At 66.0% G+C, this 22,544-nt stretch carries 22 protein-coding genes and 1 other RNA gene; 13 read left to right on the top strand and 10 right to left on the bottom strand.

Annotated features, from left to right (window positions below; translation table 11 throughout):
• Nucleotides 1-14: 14 nt before the first annotated feature.
• From CK489_RS00280 to tkt, 8 genes are all read right to left on the bottom strand, one after another.
• The gene (locus CK489_RS00280; RefSeq protein WP_095730884.1) at nucleotides 15-809 is read right to left on the bottom strand and encodes an inositol monophosphatase family protein; all 795 of its coding nucleotides are present in this window, start codon (nucleotides 807-809) and stop codon (nucleotides 15-17) included.
• A gap of 233 nt (nucleotides 810-1,042) precedes the next feature.
• Entirely contained in the window at nucleotides 1,043-2,128 is a 1,086-nt protein-coding gene (locus CK489_RS00275) for a tetratricopeptide repeat protein (RefSeq protein ID WP_198960790.1), read from the bottom strand.
• A gap of 7 nt (nucleotides 2,129-2,135) precedes the next feature.
• Nucleotides 2,136-2,813 carry a thiamine phosphate synthase gene (locus tag CK489_RS00270; RefSeq protein ID WP_095730883.1) on the bottom strand — a complete coding sequence of 226 codons (678 nt, stop codon included), beginning with the start codon at nucleotides 2,811-2,813 and terminating at the stop codon, nucleotides 2,136-2,138.
• Complete coding sequence (locus CK489_RS00265; RefSeq protein WP_050629808.1) at nucleotides 2,814-3,854, bottom strand: class I fructose-bisphosphate aldolase; 1,041 nt, start codon at nucleotides 3,852-3,854, stop codon at nucleotides 2,814-2,816. It lies immediately after the preceding gene.
• Nucleotides 3,855-4,044: 190 nt separating this feature from the next.
• Complete coding sequence (gene fba / locus CK489_RS00260; protein WP_095730882.1) at nucleotides 4,045-5,112, bottom strand: class II fructose-bisphosphate aldolase; 1,068 nt, start codon at nucleotides 5,110-5,112, stop codon at nucleotides 4,045-4,047.
• 40 nt (nucleotides 5,113-5,152) lie between these two features.
• Entirely contained in the window at nucleotides 5,153-6,349 is a 1,197-nt protein-coding gene (locus CK489_RS00255; RefSeq protein ID WP_050629743.1) for a phosphoglycerate kinase, read from the bottom strand.
• Between the two features lie 144 nt (nucleotides 6,350-6,493).
• The gene (gene gap, locus CK489_RS00250) at nucleotides 6,494-7,501 is read right to left on the bottom strand and encodes a type I glyceraldehyde-3-phosphate dehydrogenase (protein ID WP_050629742.1); all 1,008 of its coding nucleotides are present in this window, start codon (nucleotides 7,499-7,501) and stop codon (nucleotides 6,494-6,496) included.
• 160 nt (nucleotides 7,502-7,661) lie between these two features.
• Complete coding sequence (gene tkt / locus CK489_RS00245) at nucleotides 7,662-9,644, bottom strand: transketolase (RefSeq protein ID WP_095730881.1); 1,983 nt, start codon at nucleotides 9,642-9,644, stop codon at nucleotides 7,662-7,664.
• Nucleotides 9,645-9,966: 322 nt separating this feature from the next.
• Between tkt and CK489_RS00240 the strand changes: the two genes are divergently transcribed.
• The 5 genes from CK489_RS00240 to CK489_RS00220 all read left to right on the top strand — a co-directional run bounded on the left by CK489_RS00240 (nucleotide 9,967) and on the right by CK489_RS00220 (nucleotide 12,744).
• Nucleotides 9,967-10,287 (top strand): DUF4164 domain-containing protein, encoded by a 321-nt coding sequence (locus CK489_RS00240; protein WP_050629740.1) that lies wholly within the window; start codon nucleotides 9,967-9,969, stop codon nucleotides 10,285-10,287.
• The gene (locus tag CK489_RS00235) at nucleotides 10,284-10,667 is read left to right on the top strand and encodes a cell division protein ZapA (protein WP_050629739.1); all 384 of its coding nucleotides are present in this window, start codon (nucleotides 10,284-10,286) and stop codon (nucleotides 10,665-10,667) included. Before CK489_RS00240 ends, CK489_RS00235 begins: the two co-directional genes overlap by 4 nt.
• 342 nt (nucleotides 10,668-11,009) lie before the next feature.
• Nucleotides 11,010-11,170: non-coding RNA, 6S RNA (gene ssrS / locus CK489_RS00230), on the top strand.
• A 168-nt stretch (nucleotides 11,171-11,338) separates the two neighbouring features.
• Nucleotides 11,339-11,917 (top strand): 5-formyltetrahydrofolate cyclo-ligase, encoded by a 579-nt coding sequence (locus tag CK489_RS00225; protein ID WP_050629738.1) that lies wholly within the window; start codon nucleotides 11,339-11,341, stop codon nucleotides 11,915-11,917.
• Nucleotides 11,918-11,919: 2 nt separating this feature from the next.
• Nucleotides 11,920-12,744, top strand: coding sequence for a TIGR00282 family metallophosphoesterase (locus CK489_RS00220; RefSeq protein ID WP_095730880.1), 825 nt, complete (start codon nucleotides 11,920-11,922; stop codon nucleotides 12,742-12,744).
• Nucleotides 12,745-12,936: 192 nt separating this feature from the next.
• Here CK489_RS00220 and CK489_RS00215 read toward each other — a convergent pair whose 3' ends face one another.
• Together CK489_RS00215 and CK489_RS00210 are read right to left on the bottom strand one after the other, a co-directional pair.
• Nucleotides 12,937-14,361 carry a methyl-accepting chemotaxis protein gene (locus CK489_RS00215; protein ID WP_095730879.1) on the bottom strand — a complete coding sequence of 475 codons (1,425 nt, stop codon included), beginning with the start codon at nucleotides 14,359-14,361 and terminating at the stop codon, nucleotides 12,937-12,939.
• A gap of 150 nt (nucleotides 14,362-14,511) precedes the next feature.
• A complete protein-coding gene (locus tag CK489_RS00210; RefSeq protein ID WP_095730878.1) occupies nucleotides 14,512-16,266 on the bottom strand; it encodes a methyl-accepting chemotaxis protein in 1,755 nt (584 codons plus the stop codon).
• A gap of 213 nt (nucleotides 16,267-16,479) precedes the next feature.
• On the opposite strand from CK489_RS00210, the gene CK489_RS00205 reads away from it, so the two are divergent.
• The 8 genes from CK489_RS00205 (at nucleotide 16,480) to tolA (ending at nucleotide 22,479) form a co-directional block, all read left to right on the top strand.
• A complete protein-coding gene (locus CK489_RS00205; protein WP_050629736.1) occupies nucleotides 16,480-17,226 on the top strand; it encodes a YebC/PmpR family DNA-binding transcriptional regulator in 747 nt (248 codons plus the stop codon).
• A gap of 229 nt (nucleotides 17,227-17,455) precedes the next feature.
• Complete coding sequence (ruvC, locus tag CK489_RS00200; RefSeq protein WP_050419558.1) at nucleotides 17,456-17,983, top strand: crossover junction endodeoxyribonuclease RuvC; 528 nt, start codon at nucleotides 17,456-17,458, stop codon at nucleotides 17,981-17,983.
• A complete protein-coding gene (ruvA, locus tag CK489_RS00195; protein WP_021076496.1) occupies nucleotides 17,980-18,597 on the top strand; it encodes a Holliday junction branch migration protein RuvA in 618 nt (205 codons plus the stop codon). Before ruvC ends, ruvA begins: the two co-directional genes overlap by 4 nt.
• On the top strand, nucleotides 18,594-19,643 hold the full coding sequence (gene ruvB, locus CK489_RS00190) for a Holliday junction branch migration DNA helicase RuvB (protein WP_050629735.1): 1,050 nt from the start codon (nucleotides 18,594-18,596) through the stop codon (nucleotides 19,641-19,643). The genes ruvA and ruvB overlap by 4 nt, the downstream gene beginning before the upstream one ends.
• Nucleotides 19,644-19,814: 171 nt before the next feature.
• Complete coding sequence (locus CK489_RS00185) at nucleotides 19,815-20,732, top strand: metallophosphoesterase (protein ID WP_095730877.1); 918 nt, start codon at nucleotides 19,815-19,817, stop codon at nucleotides 20,730-20,732.
• Between the two features lie 159 nt (nucleotides 20,733-20,891).
• The gene (gene ybgC, locus CK489_RS00180; protein ID WP_430649191.1) at nucleotides 20,892-21,293 is read left to right on the top strand and encodes a tol-pal system-associated acyl-CoA thioesterase; all 402 of its coding nucleotides are present in this window, start codon (nucleotides 20,892-20,894) and stop codon (nucleotides 21,291-21,293) included.
• A gap of 80 nt (nucleotides 21,294-21,373) precedes the next feature.
• A complete protein-coding gene (locus CK489_RS00175; RefSeq protein WP_050629732.1) occupies nucleotides 21,374-21,841 on the top strand; it encodes a nuclear transport factor 2 family protein in 468 nt (155 codons plus the stop codon).
• Nucleotides 21,842-22,005: 164 nt separating this feature from the next.
• Complete coding sequence (gene tolA, locus CK489_RS42830) at nucleotides 22,006-22,479, top strand: cell envelope integrity protein TolA (RefSeq protein ID WP_050629731.1); 474 nt, start codon at nucleotides 22,006-22,008, stop codon at nucleotides 22,477-22,479.
• The last annotated feature ends 65 nt before the right edge of the window (nucleotides 22,480-22,544 follow it).

The raw sequence follows: 22,544 nt of genomic DNA, 5'->3' as shown, positions 1-22,544 counted from the left end.
CTCGCGCCGCTGCGTTACTGCCCGAGCGGCTTCAGGATCTTGATCAGCTCGCCGTGCACGAACTCGTTGCCGCCGACGACGTGGCCGGTCTGCAGCGGGTCGTCGTTGCCCTGGATGCCGGAGACGGTGCCGCCGGCTTCCCGGATCATCAGCAGGCCGGCCGCGAGGTCCCAGGGCTGCAGGTTGCGTTCCCAATAGCCGTCGAGGCGGCCGGCGGCGACGAAGGCAAGGTCGAGCGAGGCGGCGCCGAAGCGACGGAAGCCCGCGACCTTGCTCTGCAGCGCGGCCAGCTCCTGCAGCGCCAGCTGATGGTTGCCGCGGCCGATATGCGGCAGGCCGCAGGCGACCACGCATTCGTTGAGCTGGCGGCGGCCGGCGACGCGGAGCCGCTGGTCGTTGAGGAACGCGCCCTTGCCGCGCTCGGCGATGTAGAGCTCGTCATTGGCGGGATTGTAGATCACGCCCGCGATCACGGTGTCCTCGCGCAGCAGCCCGATCGAGATCGCGAATTGCGGGATGCCGTGCAGGAAGTTGGTGGTGCCGTCGAGCGGATCGACGATCCAGGTGTGGCTCTTGTCCGAGCCTTCGCGCTTGCCGCCTTCCTCGCCGAGGAACCCGTAGCCGGGCCGGGCCTTTTCGAGATCGGTGTGGAGCATCTCCTCGGCGCGCTTGTCGGCCAGCGAGACGAAGTTCGCCGGGCCTTTCAGCGACACCTGGAGATGTTCGATCTCGCCGAGGTCGCGCTTGAGGCTGCGGCCGGCGCGGCGCGCGGCCTTGACCATGACATTGATGAGGGCGGAGTAGAGCATGATGAGAACTTGTGACCGAGATTGTGAATGTCGATAGAGCGGCGGGCGCAAATCTCAGCCCGTCATCCTGAGGAGCGCGAAGCGCGTCTCGAAGGATCGACGGCCCGGTCCGGGGCCGTGCATCCTTCGAGGCTCGCTCCGCTCGCACCTCAGGATGACGGGCGAAAAAAGAACGGAACGCGGCCACCTGGGCTTCGGACTGGGTGCCCTCTGGAAGTGGCGCCGTCAAGGCGTCATTTGACGTTGTTTCCGATCCATTTTCGGGCAGCTGCCTCGCCCTTGGCGCGGTCTTCCGGGGTCATATCGGCGAGGATGTCGTCGAGATCGGGGTCGCCCTTGCCGGCGGTCTTGGCGACGGTGTGCCATTTCAGCGCCTCGACCTTGTCGATCGGGGCGCCGGCGCCGGTCGCCAGCACGTGGGCGAGGCGGTTTTGCGCGATCGGGCTGTTCTGCCGGGCCGCCTTGCGCAGCAGCGCGATTGCCGCCGGCACGTTCCGCGGCGTGCCGGAGCCGTTGTAGAGCGCGATGGCGTATTCGACCTCGGCATCGACATTGTCGGCCAGCGAGGCGGCCTGCAGCAGCCGCGCCGCCTTTTCGAGGTCCTTCGGCACGCCGGTGCCTTCCTTGTAGAAGGTTGCAAGCGCGTATTGCGCCTCCGGGCTGCCGGCGTCCGCCGCCATGCGCAACAGCTCAGCGGAGCGCTTGAGGTCCTGCGGCAGGGTCTGGCCGTCGAGATAGAGCAGCGCGAGATTATAGGCCGCCTTGGGTTCGCCCAGCTTGGCCGCCGACGCCAGCAGCTTGACCGCGGAATCCTTGTCCACCGCACCGCCGCGGCCCGCGATCCGCATCATGGCGAGTGCGAACATCGCCTCGCGGTCGCCGGCATCGGACGCGCGCTTGTACCAGTCGTCGGCCTTGACGTAGTCGCGCTTGACGCCGAGCCCGTTGGCATAGAGCTCGCCCAGCATCGTCATGGCCTTGGCATCGTTGTTGTTCTGCGCGCGCGCTGTCGCCAGGTCGAACGCCGTCTTGTACATGCCGCGCTGATAGGCACCGTAGACGAGGTCGACGTTGGGATCGTCCGGGGTCGGCGACGGCGTCGGGGTCGGTGTCGCTGATGCGCCGGGCTTCGGCGTCGCTGTTGCGGCAGGCTTCGGCGCGGGCTTCTTCGCGACCGGCGAATGTACCTTCGGCTTCGGCGCCTCCTTCTTCGCAGGGGGTGGCGTCTGTGCCGGCGGCGTGATCGAGAGCTGCGCCATCGCGCCGCCCGTCAGCATCATGCAGCCGAGCGCAACAGCTATCGGACGCAGGCATTTCATTCCGGCGTCATCCCTCGGCCTTGGCCGTTCCGAACGTGGCGGCATGCGCCTGCGCAATAGCCTCGCCGATCTCGACCAGGGCGGCCTTGGCGCCGCGCGGATCCGACCAGATGAAGTCTCCGACCAGCACGAAGTCAGCGCCCGCCGCCGCGAACGCCTCGGCCTCCTCGCGCGAGGTCGCAAAGCCGACGCAGGGCGGCTCGAACAATTCGTCCCACCATTCCAGCCGCTCGGCGATCGCCTCCGCCGAGGGCCGCTGCCCCTTGGCGTCGGGCTCGCCGAACAGCACGTAGTCGGCGCCGGCTTCGCCCGCTGCCATCGAATCGTGGCGTGTCGCGAGCCCGCCGACACCGACGATGCGGTCGGGCCGCAGCGAAGGCATCGCCTCTTCCATCGCGGCGACGCCGGTCAGATGCGCGCCATCGGCGCCGGCGCGGGCCACGATGTCGGGATGGCCGTCGATCAAGAGTGCCGCACCGGCGCGCTGGATCGCCGGCGCCAGCGCCTTGACGGTGGAGATCATGCTGCGCGGGTCGCTCTCGCGCAGCCGAACCAGAACCGCCGCGACGTCGGCCGCGGCAAGCACGTCGGCAAGCTCGGCCGCAAGCCGTGCGGGCTCGTCGACCGGCGGGGTTGCCAGATAGAGGCGCGGCGCCGGCCGCGGCGGAACGGGCTTGGTGGCCAACTATGCCGCCTGCTTTTCGAGGCCGGCTTCCCAATTGCCGGTGCTCGCGAGCCCGTTCATCCGGGCGCGATGCGAGAAGGCGCGCTGTCCGGCGGGGACGTTGTCGGGCTTGCCGGACCACGCCTTCTGCGGCGCCGCCTGCAAGGCGCGGCCATAGGAGAAGGTCAGCCGCCACGGCAGATGGCCGATCTTGTTCATGGCGTCGAGATGCGCGGTCGCTTCCTCGTCGCTCTGCCCGCCGGACAGGAAGGCGATGCCGGGCACCGCGGCCGGCACGCAGCTCTTGAGCAGGCGGATGGTCTTCTCGGCGACTTCCTGCACCGACGCCTGCTTCGGGCACTTCTTGCCGGATATGGCCATGTTCGGCTTCAGGATCATGCCTTCGAGCGCGACACGCTGCACCCGCAATTCCTGGAAGGTGCGGTTCAGCACGCGCTGCGTCACCTCATAGCAGCGGTCGATGTCGTGATCGCCGTCCATCAGCACCTCGGGCTCGACGATCGGGACGATCTGCGCGGCCTGGCACAGCGCGGCGTAGCGCGCCAGCGCGTGGGCGTTGACGCGGATCGCGGTCATGGTCGGGATGCCGCGGCTGCCGGCGCCGGAGCCGATATCGATCACCGCGCGCCATTTGGCGAAGCGCGCACCGCGCTCGTAATATTTCTTCAGCCGCTCGGCGAGCTTGTCGAGGCCGACGGTGACGAGTTCGCCGGGGCAGTTCGGCAGCGGCTGGGTGCCTTCGTCGACCTTGATGCCGGGGATCGCGCCTGCCTGCTCGATCAGCTTGACCAGCGGCGTGCCGTCCTTGGCGTTCTGCCAGATCGTCTCGTCGTAGAGGATGACGCCGGAGATGTACTTGCTCATCGCCTCCTGCGAGCGGAACAGCATCTCGCGATAGTCGCGCCGATTGTCTTCGGTCGAATCGACCTTGATGGCGTCGAAGCGCTTCTTGATGGTGCCGGAGGATTCGTCGGCAGCGAGCAGGCCCTTGCCCGGGGTGACCATGGCAAGCGCAATTTTGTTGAGGTCAGCGAGGTTCATCGGGAACATCCTCCAGAGCATTGCCTTTGCAAACCAAAATAGGCGGTTCTCGGGCAAATGCCTAGAAAACGTTCGTCGCGGCCGGCGTTTGCCGCAGCCGGCGATCAAGCCTTCGGGACACCGTTTCCGACTGCGTCAGAGCCGGTGTCCCGCCTTAATGATTCAGGCAAGAAGTTGTCAGGTCGCCTCGTCAGGCGACCTTGGGATCGAGCTCGCCCTTGGCGTAGCGCTTGGCCATGTCAGCCGTGGTCAGCACCTTCTTGATCTTGCTGGCCTGGCCCGCGGTGTTGAACTCCTGCAGGCGCTGCTTGCACAGCTTGGTCATCGCTTCCATCGCGGGCTTCAGATACTTGCGCGGATCGAACTCTTCCGGATTGTCCTTCAGCACCTTGCGGATCTGGCCGGTCATCGCCATCCGGTTGTCGGTGTCGATGTTGATCTTGCGCACGCCGTTCTTGATGCCGCGCTGGATCTCGGCGACCGGCACGCCCCAGGTCGGCTTCATCTTGCCGCCATTGGCGTTGATGATCTCCTGCAGCTCCTGCGGCACCGACGAGGAGCCGTGCATGACGAGATGCGTGTTCGGCAGCTTGCGATGGATTTCCTCGATCACGTTCATGGCGAGGATGTCGCCGTCGGGCTTGCGGGTGAACTTGTAGGCGCCGTGCGAGGTGCCCATCGCGATCGCCAGCGCGTCGACCTTGGTTTCCCTGACGAACTTCACGGCCTCGTCGGGGTTGGTCAGCAGCTGGTCATGCGACAGCTTGCCCTCGGCGCCGTGGCCGTCTTCCTTGTCGCCCATGCCGGTCTCGAGCGAGCCGAGCACGCCGAGCTCGCCCTCGACCGAGATGCCGCCGAGATGCGCCATGCCGGTCACCGTCCGGGTGACGCCGACATTGTAGTCCCAGTCGCCGGGGGTCTTGCCGTCGGCCTTCAGCGAGCCGTCCATCATGACCGAGGTGAAGCCGGCCTGGATCGCGGTCATGCAGGTGGCGGGCTCGTTGCCGTGGTCGAGATGCACGCAGACCGGGATCTGCGGGTAGATCTCGGTGACGGCGTCCATCATGTGCTTGAGCATGACGTCGTTGGCGTAGGAGCGCGCGCCGCGCGAGGCCTGGATGATGACCGGCGCGTCGACTTCGGAGGCCGCCGCCATGATCGACAGCGCCTGCTCCATGTTGTTGATGTTGAAGGCAGGTACGCCGTAATCATGCTCTGCCGCGTGGTCGAGCAGTTGCCGCAACGTTATGCGAGCCATTCCATTTCTCCCTGTAGTGCGTGTTCGGATTCGAACTAAATCAACGGTTTTTCAAAACTTCGACGCCCGGCAGTGGCTTGCCTTCCATCCATTCAAGAAACGCGCCGCCCGCGGTCGAGACATAGGAAAAATCGCCGGCCACGCCCGCCTGGTTCAGCGCCGCGACGGTATCGCCGCCGCCGGCGACCGAGATCAGCTTCTTGGCCCTGGTGCGCTCGGCGGCATGCTTGGCCGAAACCACGGTGCCGCGGTCGAACGGCGTCAGCTCGAAGGCGCCGAGCGGCCCGTTCCAGACCAGCGTCGCGGCGTCGTCGATCGCGGCATGGATGCGCGCGATCGATTGCGGGCCGACGTCGAGGATCATGCCGTCGGCCGGGATCGCATCGAGGCCGTAGGCGTGCGACGGCGCGTTGGCGGCGAACTGGTTGGCGACGACGGCGTCGACGGGAAGGATGATCGCGCAGTTCGCGGCGTTGGCTTTCTCCATGATCCGCAGCGCGGTCGCGGCGAGGTCCTTCTCGGCGAGCGACTTGCCGACCGCGACGCCCTGGGCGTGCAGGAAGGTGTTGGCCATGCCGCCGCCGATCACCAGCGCGTCGACCTTGTTCACGAGGTTTTCCAGCAGGTCGATCTTGGTCGAGACCTTGGCGCCGCCGATGATCGCGATGACGGGCTTGGTCGGGGCTTCCAGCGCCTTGCCGAGCGCGTCGAGCTCGGCCTGCATGGTGCGGCCGGCATAGGCCGGCAGTTTGTGGCCGAGGCCTTCGGTCGAGGCGTGGGCGCGATGCGCGGCGGAGAAGGCGTCGTTGACCCAGATGTCGCCGAGCTTTGCCAGTTCAGCGACGAAGCCGGCGTCGTTCTTTTCCTCTTCCTTGTGAAAACGCGTGTTTTCCAGGCAGAGGATGTCGCCGTCCTTGAGGGCTGCAACCGCCGTGGCAGCAGCTTCGCCGATGCAGTCCTCGGCGAAGGCGACCGGACGCTTGATCACCTTCGACAGCGCTTCGGCAACCGGCTTCAGCGACTCCTTGGGATCGCGTCCCTTGGGCCGGCCGAAATGGGCGAGCAGGATCACCTTGCCGCCCTTGTCGGAAATTTCGGTGATGGTGGGGGCAACGCGCTCGAGCCGGGTGGCGTCGGTGACGCGGCCGCCTTCCATGGGAACGTTGAGGTCGACGCGCAGCAGCACGCGCTTGCCCTTCACATTGACGTCGTCGAGGGTACGGAACGATTTTGTCATGAGCGTTTCCTGTGCGGCCGGACACAGCCGTCCGATGGACGGCGTCGCGTTCGCTTGCCGATGTCGCGGCCGTCGGGGCCGCGGATGCGGAGGGCCAAAGACGCAGATGCCCGGCTTTGGGCCGGGCATCGCGAACAGCCGAACTTAGATCAGCTTGCCGATCGCGACGGCGGTGTCCGCCATGCGGTTCGAGAAGCCCCACTCGTTGTCGTACCAGGCCATCACGCGCACCAGCGTGCCGTTCTGCACCTTGGTCTGGTCCATGTGGAAGGTGGCCGAGTGCGGATCGTGGTTGAAGTCGATCGAGACGTTCGGCGCGTTGGTGTAGCCGAGGATGCCCTTGAGCTGCTGCTCGGCGGCGCGCTTCATCGCCTCGTTGATCTCCTTGGCGTCGGTGGCGCGCTTGGCGACGATCTTGAGGTCGATCACGGAGACGTTCGGGGTCGGCACGCGGACCGAGACGCCGTCGAGCTTGCCCTTCAGCTCCGGCAGCACCAGGCCGATCGCCTTGGCGGCGCCGGTCGAGGTCGGGATCATCGACATCGCTGCCGCGCGGCCGCGATAGAGGTCCTTGTGCAGGGTGTCGAGCGTCGGCTGGTCGCCGGTGTAGGCGTGGATCGTGGTCATGAAGCCGGTCTCGATGCCGACGGTGTCGTTCAGGACCTTGGCGACCGGCGCGAGGCAGTTGGTGGTGCAGGAGCCGTTGGAGACGACCAGCTGATCCTTGTTCAACGTGTCGTGGTTGACGCCGTAGACGATGGTGGCGTCAGCGCCATCGGCAGGCGCCGAGACCAGCACGCGCTTGGCGCCCGCGGTCAGATGCGCCGAGGCCTTGTCCTTCGCGGTGAAGATGCCGGTGCATTCCAGCGCGACGTCGACGCCCAGCGCCTTCCACGGCAGCTTCGCGGGATCGCGCTCGGCTGAAACCTTGATCTTGTTGTCGCCGAGGCTGATCGAGTCGCCTTCGACGGTCACGGTACCCGGGAAGCGGCCATGCACGGAATCGAAGCGCAGCAGATGTGCGTTGGTCTCGACCGGGCCGAGGTCGTTGATGCCGACCACCTCGATGTCCTTGCGGCCGGACTCGGCGATAGCGCGCAGAACGTTGCGGCCGATGCGCCCAAACCCGTTGATCGCGACGCGGATTGCCATGCTCGTCTCCTCTAAAGCTGTTGTCAGCCCCGCGGGAGGGCTCCCACGAGGTTTTTACGGCGGAACGCCCGGTTCGGCCGGGCGCGTACGGAAAAGATGGAGCTTTGGTAATCCTTTTTTACGACAAGCTCAACCGTGGGCCGCGGGTGCCAGCCCAGCGTCAGACGCGCTTGGTGGCAGCGTTAACGACAGCCTCAGCGGTAATGCCGAAATGCGGGAAAAGGTCCTTCGCGGGGGCGCTGGCGCCGAATCCGTGCATGCCGATGAATTCGCCGTCGTGGCCGATCACGGCGTCCCAGCCCCAGCGCACTGCGGCCTCGATCGCGATCTTGACCGGAGCCTTGCCGATAATGGCATTTTGCCGCTCGGCGGGCTGCGCCAGCAGCAATTCCAGCGACGGGACCGAGACGACCCGCGTCGCGATGCCGCGCCCGGCCAGCTGCTTCTGCGCCTCGACCGCGATCTGGACCTCGGAACCGGAGGCGAACAATGACACTTTTGCGTCACCCTGCGCCGCGACCAGCTCGTACGCGCCGTGGCTGCACGGGTTGTCGTTCGGCGCCGTGGTGCGGAGCTGCGGCAGGTTCTGGCGGGTCAGCGCCAGCACCGTCGGTCCGTCGACGCGGTTGAGCGCCAGTTCCCAGCACTCGGCGGTCTCGACCGCGTCGCAGGGACGGAACACGCGCATGTTGGGCATCGCGCGCAGTGCCGAGAGATGCTCGACCGGCTGGTGGGTCGGGCCGTCCTCGCCGAGGCCGATCGAGTCATGGGTCATGACATAGACGACGCCGGTGCCCATCAGCGCCGACAGGCGCATCGCGCCGCGCGCATAATCGGTGAACACCAGGAAGGTGGCGCCGTTCGGCGCGAAGCCGCCATGCAGGAAGATGCCGTTGAGGCACGCCGCCATGCCGTGCTCGCGGATGCCGTAATGGATGAAGCGGCCCTTCGGCGTCTTGGCGCCGAACGCGGTCGCCGACTTCGCCTTGTTGTTGTTGGAGCCGGTGAGGTCGGCGGAGCCGGCGACGAACTCCATCGGCATCGCAGCCGCGATCACTTCGATCGCAGCTTCCGACGACTTGCGGGTCGCGACGTTGAGCGGATTTTCCAGGAGACCCTTCTTGAAGGCGCGCAAACCCTTGGCGAGCGCTTGCGGCCGCTCGTGACGGATGCGGCGCTCGAACTCGGCGCGCTTGCGGTTGCCGAGCTGCGCGAACTGCTCGTCCCACGTCTTGTGCTCGGCGGCGCCGCGGCTGCCCGCCTCGCGCCAGGCCTTCAGCACGTCGTCCGGCACCGAGAACGGCTCGAGCGAGATGCCGAGCCTCTCCTTGGCGCCCTTCAGCTCAGCGGCGCCGAGCGCCTCGCCATGCGCCTTGGCGGTGCCGGCCCTGGTCGGTGCGCCGAAGCCGATCGTGGTCTTGCAGGCGATCAGCGAAGGCTTGCTGGATTTCTGCGCGCGGGTGATCGCAGCGGTGATCGCCTCCGGATCATGGCCGTCGATCAATTCGGCGGCCCAGCCGGCGGACTTGAAGCGCTTCACCTGGTCGACGGAATCGGCGATCGAGGTCGGGCCGTCGATCGAGATGCCGTTGTCGTCGTACAGCACGATCATCTTGTTGAGGCGCCAGACACCGGCGAGCGCGATCGCTTCCTGCGAGATGCCTTCCATCAGGTCGCCGTCGGAGGCGAGCACATAGGTGTGGTGATTGACGATCTTCTTGCCGAACTCGGCGGCGAGCATCTTCTCGGCGAGCGCCATGCCGACCGCGGTCGCAATGCCCTGGCCGAGCGGACCGGTGGTGGTCTCGATGCCCTTGGTGTGGAAGTTCTCCGGGTGTCCCGGCGTCAGCGATCCGAGCTGGCGGAAATGCTTGATCTGGTCGAGCGTCATATCCTTGTTGCCGGTGAGGTACAGCAACGCATAGAGCAGCATCGAGCCGTGGCCGGCGGAGAGCACGAAGCGGTCGCGGTCGGGCCATGCCGTGTCGGCGGCATCGAACTTCAGGAATTTCGTGAACAGCACGGTCGCGATGTCGGCGGCGCCCATCGGCAGGCCGGGATGGCCGGAATTCGCCTTCTCGACGGCGTCCATGGCAAGGCCACGGATCGCATTGGCCATACGGGTGTGATCGACCTGCGTCATGATGAAAAGTCCGCCTGGAATGAGGAGCTGATTGCTGGACGTATCGGGGCGGGCAGCCGCGATACGCGCGTGGATGGCCTTACGGGTTGGAGGGTGGATTAGCACCTCAAATCCGCAAGTCCAAGGCGATGAAACGCCCCAAAACGGGGAAAAGTTGCTCGAAATGGCCCTATTTCATTGAACGGTGCATAGTTCTGCGCCGCCGTTGCGCTTCGCTCGCTCGCCACGTAAATTTCGTCCCGTAAACGCTTGCCGAACCGCCAGTTTTGCCGTGCGGCAGCCATCTCCAGCAGGCCTAATTGAGGGGTCCACGCCGCGTGTCATGAGTGATCGTCTCGCCAACGGGTCTGGCAATACCGAGGCACCGCTTGCCGATATCGATGCTGCGACCAAGCGGCTGATGGCAGCACTTGATGCGCTGGAAAGCTCGGTGGAGCGGCGCCGCGAGGCCGACCGCGACGAGAACGAATTGGCGAGCAGGATCCAGGCGCTCGGCGCCGATCGCTCGCGGCTTGCCGACGAACTCGACGGATCGCTGGTGAAGACGCGCAGGCTCGAGCGCGTCAATCGCGACATCGCAGAAAAGCTCGACGCGGCGATCGGCACCATTCGCGCCGTGCTCGAGGGCGGAGAGGGTAGATGAGCCACATCAACGTCACCATCAATGGCCGGCAATACCGGATGGCCTGCGAGGAGGGCCAGGAGGTGCGGCTGCTGAAGCTCGCGGAGAATCTGCAGCAGCGCGTCGAATCACTGCGCGGCAAGTTCGGCGAGATCGGCGATGCGAGGCTCACCGTGATGGCGGCGCTGACCGCCTGCGACGAGTTGGTCGATGCGAGCGCGCGCATTCGCAGCCTCGAGGAAGAGATCGAGCAGCTGCGCAATGCCCGCACCGCCGCCACCGATCGCGCCCGCGCGACCCAGGCCGCGGTCTCCAACGCGCTCAACGCCGCTGCCGAGCGGATCGAGCGCACCACGCAGGTGCTCAACCGCACCATCGGCGGCGGCATCGCGATCGGGTGATCTTGCTCCCCCCTCCCTCGGAGGGCAGGACTATCGCATATGGCTGCCGGCTATGACGACGTGGAAACGTCGGTTGCAGAAGCATGCAAATGCCATGCGCGCCCCTTGGGGGGAGTGCCGCCTGCCGGATTTCGGAATACCGGAAGAGTATCGGTGAGTTGCCCGACGCGTCAAGTCGTTTGGTCGAACGTCGGCCCCCGCCGCCGCTTTGCATGGGGTTGTTTTCGATATTTTGGCGGCGCGCCCCCGCAGATGCTCTCAGGTGGACAATGAAGAGGAGCAGGAGCTCTGCGTCGTCCTTACCGCTGGCGGATTTGGCCAACGATAGCTAGATTAGCCCCCGCGAAGCTGCGTCGTGCGTCAGGAGCCATATATCCCCGGGGCCTTATCGATCCTTTAGGGAACTGTCCCTGGCCGGGTCCGTGGACCCGGACATATGGTGCCCACCTACTTTCGTAGGGAACTCCGGGATCGAGCGCTCCAACGGCCTCTGCGGCTTCGCACTATTTTTGCTGTTGCCTGGTCGTCGCGCGGCGGCGGTTCGATTGTGGTGCAGCGCTGTCCCCTGCGAAGCAGGGCGTCCAGTGCGCCGCGGCCTGGCCCTTTGAATGCGAGCGTCTCTGAATGATGGATCGTCCGTTGTCGCGGACGACGACAGCGGAAGATGGATCATGCACGCATCTCCATCGAAGGCCGAGCTTCGGGCGCTCGCCCTCGCCAAGCGCGACGCGCTGAGCGACGAGCAGCGCGCGACGGCTGCGGAAGCGCTCGCCAAGCGCGGCGCGCCGTTCGAGATCACGCAGGGCATGATCATCTCCGGTTATGCGCCGATCCGCAGCGAGCTCGATCCGGCGCCGCTGATGAAGAAGCTTGCCGACAAGGGCGCGCGGCTCGCGCTGCCCTGCATCAATGCCCGCGGTCAGTCGCTGACCTTCCGCAGCTGGTCGCCGCAGGACCGGCTGATGCTCGGGCCGCTCGGCATTCCCGAGCCGTCGCCGGCGGCGGCCGAGGTGCATCCGGACGTGATGCTGGTGCCGCTCGCCGCATTCGATAAGCTCGGCCACCGCATCGGTTACGGTGCCGGCTATTACGACTATACCTTTGCGCATCTGCGCAAGGCCAAGCATGTGATCGGCGTGGGAATTGCCTTTGCTGCACAGGAAACCAAGGCTATCCCGGCGCTGTCGCACGACGTCCCGCTCGATTATGTGCTAACGGAGCGCAAGACGTTCGATTTCCGGAGTAGCTAGCCTTGCGTATCCTCTTCGTTGGTGACGTCGTCGGCAGGACCGGCCGCACCGCCATCTCAGACCATCTTCCCGGCATGATCAGGGACTGGTCGCTCGACCTCGTCGTCGTCAATGGCGAGAATTCCGCAGGTGGCTTCGGCATCACCGAGGCGATCTATCAGGAGCTCGTCGATGCCGGCGCCGACGCGATCACGCTCGGCAACCACGCCTGGAATCAGAAGGAGGCGCTGGTCTTCATCGAGCGCGCGCCGCGACTGATCCGCCCGCTGAATTTCCCGCGCCACTCGCCCGGCCGCGGCGCCACGCTGGTCGACACCAAGAACGGCCAGCGCGCGCTCGTGCTCAATGCGATCGGCCGCGTGTTCATGGAGCCGTCGTCCAACGATCCGTTCAGCGCGATCGATCGCGAGCTCGAGGCCTGCCCGTTGCGCGAAGGCGCAGATGCCATCGTGCTCGATTTCCATGCCGAGGCGACCAGCGAGAAGCAGGGCGTCGGCTTCTTCTGCGACGGCCGCGTCAGCCTCGTGGTCGGGACCCATACCCATGTGCCGACCGCCGATCACCAGGTGCTGCCCGGCGGCACCGCCTATATGAGCGATGCCGGCATGACCGGCGACTATGATTCGGTGATCGGCATGCAGAAGGAGGAGCCGCTGCAGCGCTTCATCACCGGCATTCCCTCCGGCCGTTTCGAACCGGCAGGCGGCGTTGCGACGCTCAGCGGCATCGCGGTCGAGACCGACGATGCGACCGGGCTTGCGGTCAAGGTCGCGCCGGTGCGCGCCGGCGGCCGGCTCGAGCCCGCGGTGCCGGGGTTCTGGACCTGAGTCATCATCAGGCCGCGGACTTCACGACTGGCCGGGACGAGGAGCGTCCATTATTTCGGAATAATGGAAAAATGCTCCTGAGTTGCCCGACGTGTCAAGCGCAGTGTCGGGCGCCGACAGCCGCCGGCTTGCTTTGCATGGGGTTGTTTTGCATTTTTTTGGCAGTGCGCCCCATCCCGGCCGGTGGCTGGCCTAGCCCTGGCGGAAGCCCATCCGGAACGCGCCCCAGTGGCGGCCGCCGACGAAGATCGGCGATGACAGGTCCTTCATCAGCACGAAATTGCCGCCGCCCATGTCGCGGCGGTAGGTCTGCAGCAGGAACGGCTTGGTGTTGGCCGCAACCTTGCTCACCGCGCGGTCGTTGAACAGCCGGCGGTTGCGGCAATTGGCGTTGTTCCAGACCGGGTCCGGTCCCTGCGGCTGCCGGTAGTTCGGATTGTGGGTCGGTAGGTAGCCGCCGCGCGCCCAGGCGACGCAGAACACGATGCGCGGATCGGCCTTCTGGATGGGGTCCTGGATCGCCGGCAGCACGCGGTCGGTGAAGCTGACGTAATCCGTCAGGTACTGCTTCGGATTGGTGCCGGCGATCTCGCGATACTTCTCGTCCATCAATTGCGCCAGCGTGATCTCGCCGCGTGCGACGGCATTCTCGAACAGGTCGGAGATCTGCTTCGCAGTCTCGATCACGACGCGGATCAGTGGCGCATCGCTGGTTTCCACGCCGCTGTCGGCGATCGTCACGATCAGACTCTCGGAGAGCTCGAGCAGCTTCGCCACGCGGCCGTCGGCGTGCTTGAGGTCGCGCGAGGACAGGTCGACGCCCTTGGCAAGCTCGTTCAGCTCCGCGATCACGGTGTCGCAATGACCGAGATTGGAGGTCGCGGCGCGCGCCACGTTGCCGATCTCGGCGCCGACGGATGAGAAGCCCTCCTGCACGCGCGCGATGATGCCCGAGATCTGCTGGGCGCCTTCACCGGCGCTCTTGGCGCGCAGCGAGGCATCGCCGCTCTCGCCGATCAGGCTGCCGATCTGGCCGTCGAGATCGCGCACGGTGTCGGAAATCTGGTGCGTCGCCTGGCGGGTCGCCTCGGCGAGGTTCTTCACCTCGCTTGCGACCACCGCAAAGCCGCGGCCGGCATCGCCGGCGCGCGCGGCCTCGATCGTGGCGTTCAGCGCCAAAAGGTTGGTCTGCTTGGCGATCGCCTCGATCGAGCCGGACACCTTGGCGACCTGGCTCAACGCCGAGCCGACCGCGGCGAGCCGCGCCTCGATCCGTCCGACCGCTGCGACGAGCTCGGCGATGTGGCTGACCGCCGTCTCGACCACGTTGCGCGATTCCGCGATCTGGCCGGCCGCGGCGGATGCGGTCGACTGCACCGCCTGCGACGCATTAGCGATGTCATGATTGGCCGAGACCATGATCTCGGCGGTCTCCTGCAAATGATGGAACCGCTCCGACTGGTTGGTGACGCGGTTGGCGACCTCCTGGACGTTGCCGGCAATGTCGGCAAGTTCCACGCCGAGGCCGCCGATGCGGTCGGCGAGCTGGTCGACCAGCCGTTCGGCCAGCGTCCGGTTCGATGACGTATCCAGCACTGCAAGCTGCGCAGCCGACATATCAGCACTTCCTCCAGTCACGGCGGCCCGTCGAGCCGCCGGAGCATTCCCCATTCCGATCTAGAGCGTGATTCGCGAAGGCCGTCTTGCCTGAGCGTGCACTGCGTACCCGGATGACGCTTCGCCGCATCCGGGCTACGGGAACTCCGATCAAAGCTTGTAGGCGGTGCGGAAAGCGCCCCAGTGCCGGCCGCGCACGCGGATCGGCACGTCGATCTCGCGCATCATCACGGTGGTGCCGTTGCCCATGTCGCGCGCGTAGCTTTGCACCAGGTAGGCGCGCTCATTGTGCGCGGCGGCGAGGCCCGCGGGATCGTTGAAGATGCGGCGATTACGGCAATTGGCGGTGTTGTAGGCGACGTCGCCCGGCCGCTGCGGATGCGAGTAGATCTTGTTGTGGACCGGCAGGTAGCCGTTGCGATCGACCGTTGCGCAGAACGCCAGGCGCTTGTCCCTGGCGAGGAACGCCTCGAGCAGGGCGGGCAGCGCGCGATCCGCCCAATCCAGCATCCTGGTGCGATACTGCACCGGATTGGTGTCGGGGATCTCGACATAGTCGGTGTCGAGCATGTCCGCGATCGTGATGGCGCCGTTCGCCAGTCCGTTCTCGAAGATCTTGTTCAGCTCGGCGCCTGCTTCCATCGCGCGGGTGATGAGTTCGGCGTTCTCCTCGTGGATCGCCCACATCCGGTCTTCGATCTTTTCGCGCAATTCAGCGGTCGACGCCTCGAACCGTGCCTGGCAGCCGGCCTTGGAGCGATCGCCGGTCCTGATCCGGCACGCGCCAATATCCTGCAAGGTCGCGCTCAGGGTCTCTTGCGCCGGCAGCTTTTCGGCATCGGGCCCGCCGATCAGGATGCCGTCCATCGCCAGCTCGTAGACGGGTGCGTTAATGACGCCGCGCGCGGTCGTGATCTCGATCCTGAGGCTGCAAGGCAGCCGCTCGTTCTTGCGCGGATCGCCGCGCTCGTCCTGGCGCAGCAGCACCGCACAGCGCGCCTTCAGCTTCTGGGCAAACGCAGTGACCGCCTTGCCGGCCTTCGCGACATCGGCGCCATGCGCGGCGGCTTCGCGCGTCGCACTGTCGATCTCGCCGGCGCTGGTGCCAACCGAGACGATGAAGTGCGAGGCGGAGGCTGCGTTCTGGCCCATCTCGCCGGTGATCTGGTTCTGCTCGGCCACCGCGCCGTTGACGTTCTCGAACACCGGGCGGATCTTTTCGATCGCCTCCGAGATCCGGTGGACGGCGTCGGCCGATCCGGTGGCGTCCTTCTGCAACGCCTCGATCTTCCTGGTGATCTCCTCGGTCGCGCCCTGGGTCTGCACCGCCAGCGCCTTGACCTCGGTCGCGACTACCGCAAAGCCCTTGCCGGCGGCGCCGGCGCGTGCCGCCTCGATCGTGGAATTGAGCGCCAGCAGCGTGGTCTGCCGCGCGATCTGCGCGATCAGGTTGACGACATTGCCGATCGCGGCCGAGGATTCGCGCAAGCGATCGACATTGGCGGTGGCCTCGCGCGCTGCGGCCGCGGCGTCGTCGGCGAGCTGGCTGGCGCTGCGCACCTGCGCGCCGATGCCTTCGGCTGAATGGGTGAAGCGGTCGGCGGCTTCGGAGAATGTCGTCGCGGTGCTCTGCGCGTCGCTGCTGCGGCCGGCCAGAGCATCGGTTCGGGCGCGGATGGTCGCGAGCCTTGTTGCCGTCGCCTCGGCGCCGTCGGCGACCGAGCTTGCGGCGCGCTCAAGCTGGCGGATCATTGCACCGAGCTCAAGTTCCAGCAGCTCCAGAATCTCCTTGGCCGAATCAGCCTCGGTGGAGATCTCAAGCTCGGCAACCGCGGCTGGAACCTGCGGCGCGACGGCCGGCGCAGCCGGCTCCGGCACTTGCTTTCGAAACAAACCGAACGCCATGGGAGTTCCGGGGGCTCTGGGAAAGTTACGGCGGGACGGCGGCGATCCTCGCATCGGGGCATGAAGTCATGGTTAACAAGTGCCTCATATTCCGGCTTGCGGTAGTATTCCCAAGCCGGAGGGCCCCGCCGATCCTTTGATTTTGACCGCAAGGGGCCTATAAGGCCGCGTTTTCCATCCCTGTTCAGACCCTAAGCTCCAAAGAGACGTCGCATGGCCGGCCATTCCCAATTCAAGAACATCATGCACCGCAAGGGCCGGCAGGATGCTCAGAAGTCGAAGCTTTTCGGCAAGCTGGCCCGCGAAATCACCGTGGCGGCCAAGCTCGGCACCCCGGACCCGGCGATGAACCCGCGGCTGCGTGCCGCCGTGGTCGCCGCCCGCGCCGAGAACATGCCCAAGGACAATATCGACCGCGCCATCAAGAAGGCCGCGGGCAATGAGGGCGAGAACTATGACGAGATCCGCTACGAGGGTTATGGCCCCGGCGGCGTCGCCGTCATCGTCGAGGCGCTGACCGACAACCGCAACCGCGCCGCCTCCGACATCCGCTCGTTCTTCACCAAGTCCGGCGGCAATCTCGGCGAAACCGGCTCGGTCGCCTTCATGTTCGATCGCACCGGCATCATCGAATACGACGCCAAGGTCGCCTCCGACGACGCGATGCTGGACGCCGCGATCGAGGCCGGCGCCGACGACGTCGTCTCCAGCGAAAGCGGCCACGAGGTCTACGCCTCGCAGGATACCTTCCGCGAAGTGGCAAAGGCGCTGGAGGCGAAGTTCGGCGAGCCGCGCAAGGCGGCGCTGACCTGGAAGCCGCAGAACACCGTCTCGGTCGACGACGAGACCGGCGAGAAGCTTTTGAAGCTGATGGACCTGCTCAACGAGCACGATGACGTTCAGAACGTGTTCGCCAATTTCGAGGTCTCTGACGCGCTGATCGCCAAGATGGGCGGGTAAGAGCCTCTGTCATCGGCTCAAGCTCTGGTGTCATCGCCCGGCTCGACCGGGCGATTCAGTATTCCAGAGGCCGGTGTTTGATCCGAGAAGCCGCGGCGTACTGGATCCCCCGCTTTCGCGGGGGATGACGAGTAGGGCTGGATGACCAGCACGGTGCGATGACAAGCGGAGCAGGGGATGAGCCTCCGTTTGTGTTTCGTTCTCGCCGGGCAGGCGGTATCACTACCCCATGACAGCCCAGCCGATTCGCTCTCCCGTCCGCATCATCGGTATCGATCCGGGTCTCCGCCGCACCGGCTGGGGCGTGATCGAGACCGAAGGCAACCGCCTGGTCTATATCGGCTGCGGCTCGGTCGAGCCGCCGGATGATCTGCCGCTGGCAAGCCGGCTGCTCGCGATCCATGAAGGGCTTGCCGCCGTGCTCGGCGACTTCAGGCCGGCAGAGGCCGCGGTCGAGCAGACCTTCGTCAACAAGGACGGCGTTGCCACGCTGAAGCTCGGCCAGGCCCGCGGCGTCGCCATGCTGGCGCCCGCAATGTTCGGTATCTCGGTCGCCGAATACGCGCCGAACCAGGTCAAGAAGACCGTGGTCGGCGCCGGGCATGCCGAGAAGAACCAGATCCAGGTGATGCTGAAGATCCTGCTGCCGAAAGCCGAGCCGCCGTCCGCGGATGCCGCGGATGCACTCGCGATCGCGATCACCCACGCGCATCACCGCCAGAGCGCGGCGCTGCGGCTCAGGGTGGCGAACCTATGATCGGCAAGCTGAAGGGGCTGATCGATTCCTACGGCGAGGATTACGTGATCCTCGACGTCGGCGGCGTCGGCTATCAGGTGCATTGCGCGGGTCGCACGCTACAGGCCTTGCCGTCGCCGGGCGGAGCGGCCGTGCTCTCGATCGAGACCTATGTCCGTGAGGACGCGATCAAGCTGTTCGGCTTCCGCAGTGATCACGAGCGCGAGTGGTTTCGCCTGCTGCAGACCGTGCAGGGCGTCGGCGCCAAGGTCGCGCTCGCGGTGCTCGGCACGCTGCCGCCGACCGATCTCGCCAATGCCATCGCGCTGCGCGACAAGGCGGCGGTGGCGCGCACGCCGGGGGTTGGGCCAAAGGTCGCCGAGCGCATCGTCAGCGAATTGAAGGACAAGGCGCCGGGCTTTGCCGATGTCGATCCCGCGGTGGTGCAGCTCTCGGGCGCGATCGACAACAACCGCGCGCCGCGCCCGGTGACGGATGCGATCTCCGCGCTGGTCAATCTCGGCTACGGCCAGCCGCAGGCCGCCGCCGCCATCGCCGCCGCGTCGCGCAGCGCCGGTGAGAGCGCCGAGACCGCGCAGCTGATCCGGCTGGGGCTTAAGGAATTGTCGAAGTGAACACGCCCTCGCGCATCGTGACGCCCGAACGCCGCTCCGACGATGTCGGTGACACCGCGCTGCGTCCGCAGTCGCTGACGGAGTTTGTCGGCCAGGCCCAGGCGCGCAAGAATCTCTCGATCTTCATCGAGGCCGCCAAGAAGCGCGGCGAGGCGCTCGATCACGTGCTGTTCGTCGGTCCCCCCGGCCTCGGCAAGACCACACTGGCGCAGATCGTCGCGCGCGAGCTCGGCGTCGGCTTCCGCGCCACCTCCGGTCCGGTGATTGCGAAGGCCGGCGACCTCGCGGCGCTGCTGACCAATCTGGAAGAGCGCGACGTGCTGTTCATCGACGAGATCCATCGCCTGAGCCCGGCGGTGGAAGAGGTGCTCTATCCCGCGATGGAGGATTTCCAGCTCGATTTGATCATCGGCGAAGGCCCCGCGGCACGCTCGGTGAAGATCGAGCTGTCGAAGTTCACGCTGGTCGGGGCGACCACGCGCGCCGGCCTGCTCACCAATCCGCTGCGCGACCGCTTCGGCATTCCGGTCCGGCTCAACTTCTACACCGTGGAAGAGCTGGAGAAGATCGTCACCCGCGGCGCCCGCGTGCTCAACATCGGCATGAGCCCGGACGGCGCCAACGAGATCGCGCGCCGCGCCCGCGGCACGCCGCGCATCGCCGGCCGCCTGCTGCGCCGGGTGCGCGACTTTGCCTCCGCGGCGGACGCCGATTCCGTCGATCGCGGCATTGCCGACCGGGCGCTGAGTGCGCTCGAGGTCGATAGCGCCGGGCTCGATGCGATGGACCGGCGTTATCTCACCACCATCGCCCTGAACTATGGCGGCGGGCCGGTCGGCGTCGAGACCATGGCGGCGGCATTGTCGGAGCCGCGGGATGCAATCGAGGACATCATCGAGCCCTATCTGATCCAGTGCGGCTATCTGCAGCGCACGCCGCGCGGCCGGCTCCTGACCTCGCATGCCTTCCGCCATCTCGGCCTCGCCGAGCCGAACCGTGATCCCTCGCAGTTCGGCTTGTTCGGCGGTAACGGCGACGACGACTAGGCCAGCGCTCTCGAAGACGTGAATAGACGTGTTGATGCAGCGCATCGCGCGGGCCGGTAACCTTGCGTGCTAACCATTGCGTAGCGTCTGCAGGCCGTTTGCACAAACGCGGCCCAATTTCGCTCCAATCAACGGGCCTATGGTCGTTCAGGCATCACCGATCACACGTCCATGATCTCACGTCGTCATTTTCTTCGCGGCTTCGGCGGATTGACCGCCGCCTCCGCTTCGACCGCAGCCTACGGCGTCAGCGAGCCGGTCGTCCGGCTCGCGCTGACGCGCTACGATCTGTCACCGCGGCAATGGCCTTCGGACTTTCCGCTCAGGATCGCCGCGCTCGCCGACATCCACGCCTGCGATCCCTGGATGTCGCTCGACCGCATCTCGGAGATCGTCGAGCGGACCAACGCGCTCAATGCCGACATCATCGTGCTGCTCGGCGACTATGTCGCGGGGCTGCGCCACGTCACGCGCTTCATTCCGGCGTCCGAATGGGCCGCGGTGCTCAAGGGCCTGAAGGCGCCGCTCGGCGTGCACGCGGTGCTCGGCAATCACGATTACTGGGAAGACAAGACGGTGCAGCGGCAGGGGCAGGGTACACCGGTCGCGCGTCGCGCCCTGGAGCGCGCAGGAATCCCGGTCTACGAGAACGACGCGGTGCGGCTCGTCAAGGACGGCCGTCCGTTCTGGCTCGCCGGTCTCGGCGACCAACTCGCCTTCATGGCGGCGCGGCGCTATCGCGAGATCAGGCGCATCGGCGTCGACGATCTCAACGGGACGCTCGCGAAAGTCACCGACGATGCGCCGGTGATCCTGCTGGCGCACGAGCCCGATGTTGCGCTGCGCGTGCCCTCGCGCGTCGCACTGCAACTGTCCGGCCACACCCATGGCGGTCAGATCCGGCTGCTCGGCTGGTCGCCGGCGGTGCCCGTCAAGCACGGCATGCGGCTCGCCTATGGCCATATCAAGCTGAAATGCGACGTCGTCGTCTCCGGCGGCCTCGGCTGCAGCGTCATGCCGTTCCGCCTCGGCGTGCCGCCCGAGATCGTGCAGGTGACGCTGGGTGCAAAGGGACCTGTGGTGTCCTGATCGCGCTTGCGTGATCGAGGAATTTGCGCAACACGATTGTTGTTCCAGAGCCTGATCCGGAAAAGCTTCCGAAGAGATCATGCTCAAACGACCTCAATCGAGGGGCCGCAATTGACCTTACCCCATATCGACGGCGCGATCCGCGACGGCCGGCACCATATGCAGGTCCGGGTCTATTATGAAGACACCGACTTTTCCGGCATCGTCTACCACGCCAATTACCTGCGGTTCATGGAACGCGGGCGCACCAATCATCTCCGATTGATGGGCGCCGAACAGAATGCGCTGTTCGAGGAGGCGCAGGAGGAGACCGGCGGCTTCGCCTTCGTGGTGCGCTCGATGACGCTGGACTTCCTCAAGCCCGCGCGGATGGACGACATGCTCGATGTTGTGACCTGGCCGATCGCGGTGAAGGGCGCCTCCATCATGCTGGCGCAGGAGGTCCGGCGCGGTGATGACGTGCTTGTGAAGGCGCAGGTCCGCGTTGCCTTCGTCAGCGGCGGCCGTGCGCAGCCGATCCCGAAATCCATTCGAGCGTTGATGAAGGCTGATTTGGCCTAACTATCGGGCGATAGCGAACGCCCCATCGACTCTCTGTCGCGTCGCGATAGATTTGCGCTGCCAACAAGGAGGGATCGCCGATGTCACGCCCGCCACTGCCGCCCTTTACCCGTGAGACCGCCGCGCAGAAGGCGCGCATGGCGGAAGATGCCTGGAATTCGCGCGACCCGGTTCGGGTTGCCGGCGCCTACACCGAGGACAGCCGCTGGCGCAATCGCTCAGAGGTGTTTCAGGGGCGCGATGCGATCGTGGCCTTCCTGACCCGCAAATGGGAAAAGGAGCAGGAGTACCGCCTGATCAAGGATCTCTGGGCGTTCGACGGCAACCGCATCGCGGTGCGCTTCCAGTACGAATGGCACGATGCCAGCGGCAACTGGTTTCGCTCCTACGGCAATGAGCAGTGGGAGTTCGACGAGCACGGCCTGATGCGTCGCCGCGAGGCCTCGATCAACGACATCGCGATCTCGGAGAAGGACCGCCGCTTCCACTGGCCCGCGCCCGGCCCGCGGCCGGCCGATGTGCCGGGGTTGGGGGATAGTCCGTTTTAGTTGTCGTCCCGACGCCCTGGTGAGCGATCGCACCGCTCCCGGATTGCGCTGCGCTTCATCCGGGCTACGGGATATTGCCCGGCCGATCGAAAGCGTTTGCAAGTCTCGATCACGATCGGTTTATTCGGCGATTGCAACCTCAACGCGTCTGCCGGACTCATTCCATGTCAATTGAACGTTCTACAGCCCTTGTGTTCACGGGCTTCCTCCTCGCGAGCGCTTTCTTAGCCATTCCAATTCAGCCAAGCGCGGCGAAAAGTGAGATGCGCGGGCCCGACACCTGGGGACCGATGTTCAGGCATCAGGTCGAGAGGTGTTGGAGGAAGCCTGTACGCGTCGGTGACGAGGCCGCGAGCATGAAGGTTGAGTTCGTGGTCAAGCTGACGCGAGAGGGTAAACTGGATGGGCAACCCGAGGTGTTGCCGGGGAGTAAGCCGGCTGCGTCAGATTATGCGCGAGCCTATCAAGCGAGTGCGCTGCGAGCGATCACTGACTGCCAGCCGTTCACTTTGCCGGCCGAATATTACGATCAATGGAAGCACTTCCAGCCGGTCTTTATGGAACGGCCCGCAGGGCAGGGGCAACCTGCCGCTGGAGAGCTCGATACGCGCAAGCTTTCGATTTGCCGGGGATGCTGACCGCGGCGCGCAGCCTACGGCGATACTTCACCTCGCCCCGCCTGCGGGGAGAGGTCGGATCGCAT

The organism is Bradyrhizobium sp. UFLA03-84, assembly GCF_002289535.1.
Classification (GTDB): domain Bacteria; phylum Pseudomonadota; class Alphaproteobacteria; order Rhizobiales; family Xanthobacteraceae; genus Bradyrhizobium; species Bradyrhizobium viridifuturi.
This window is presented reverse-complemented; position numbering and strand designations above follow the sequence as displayed.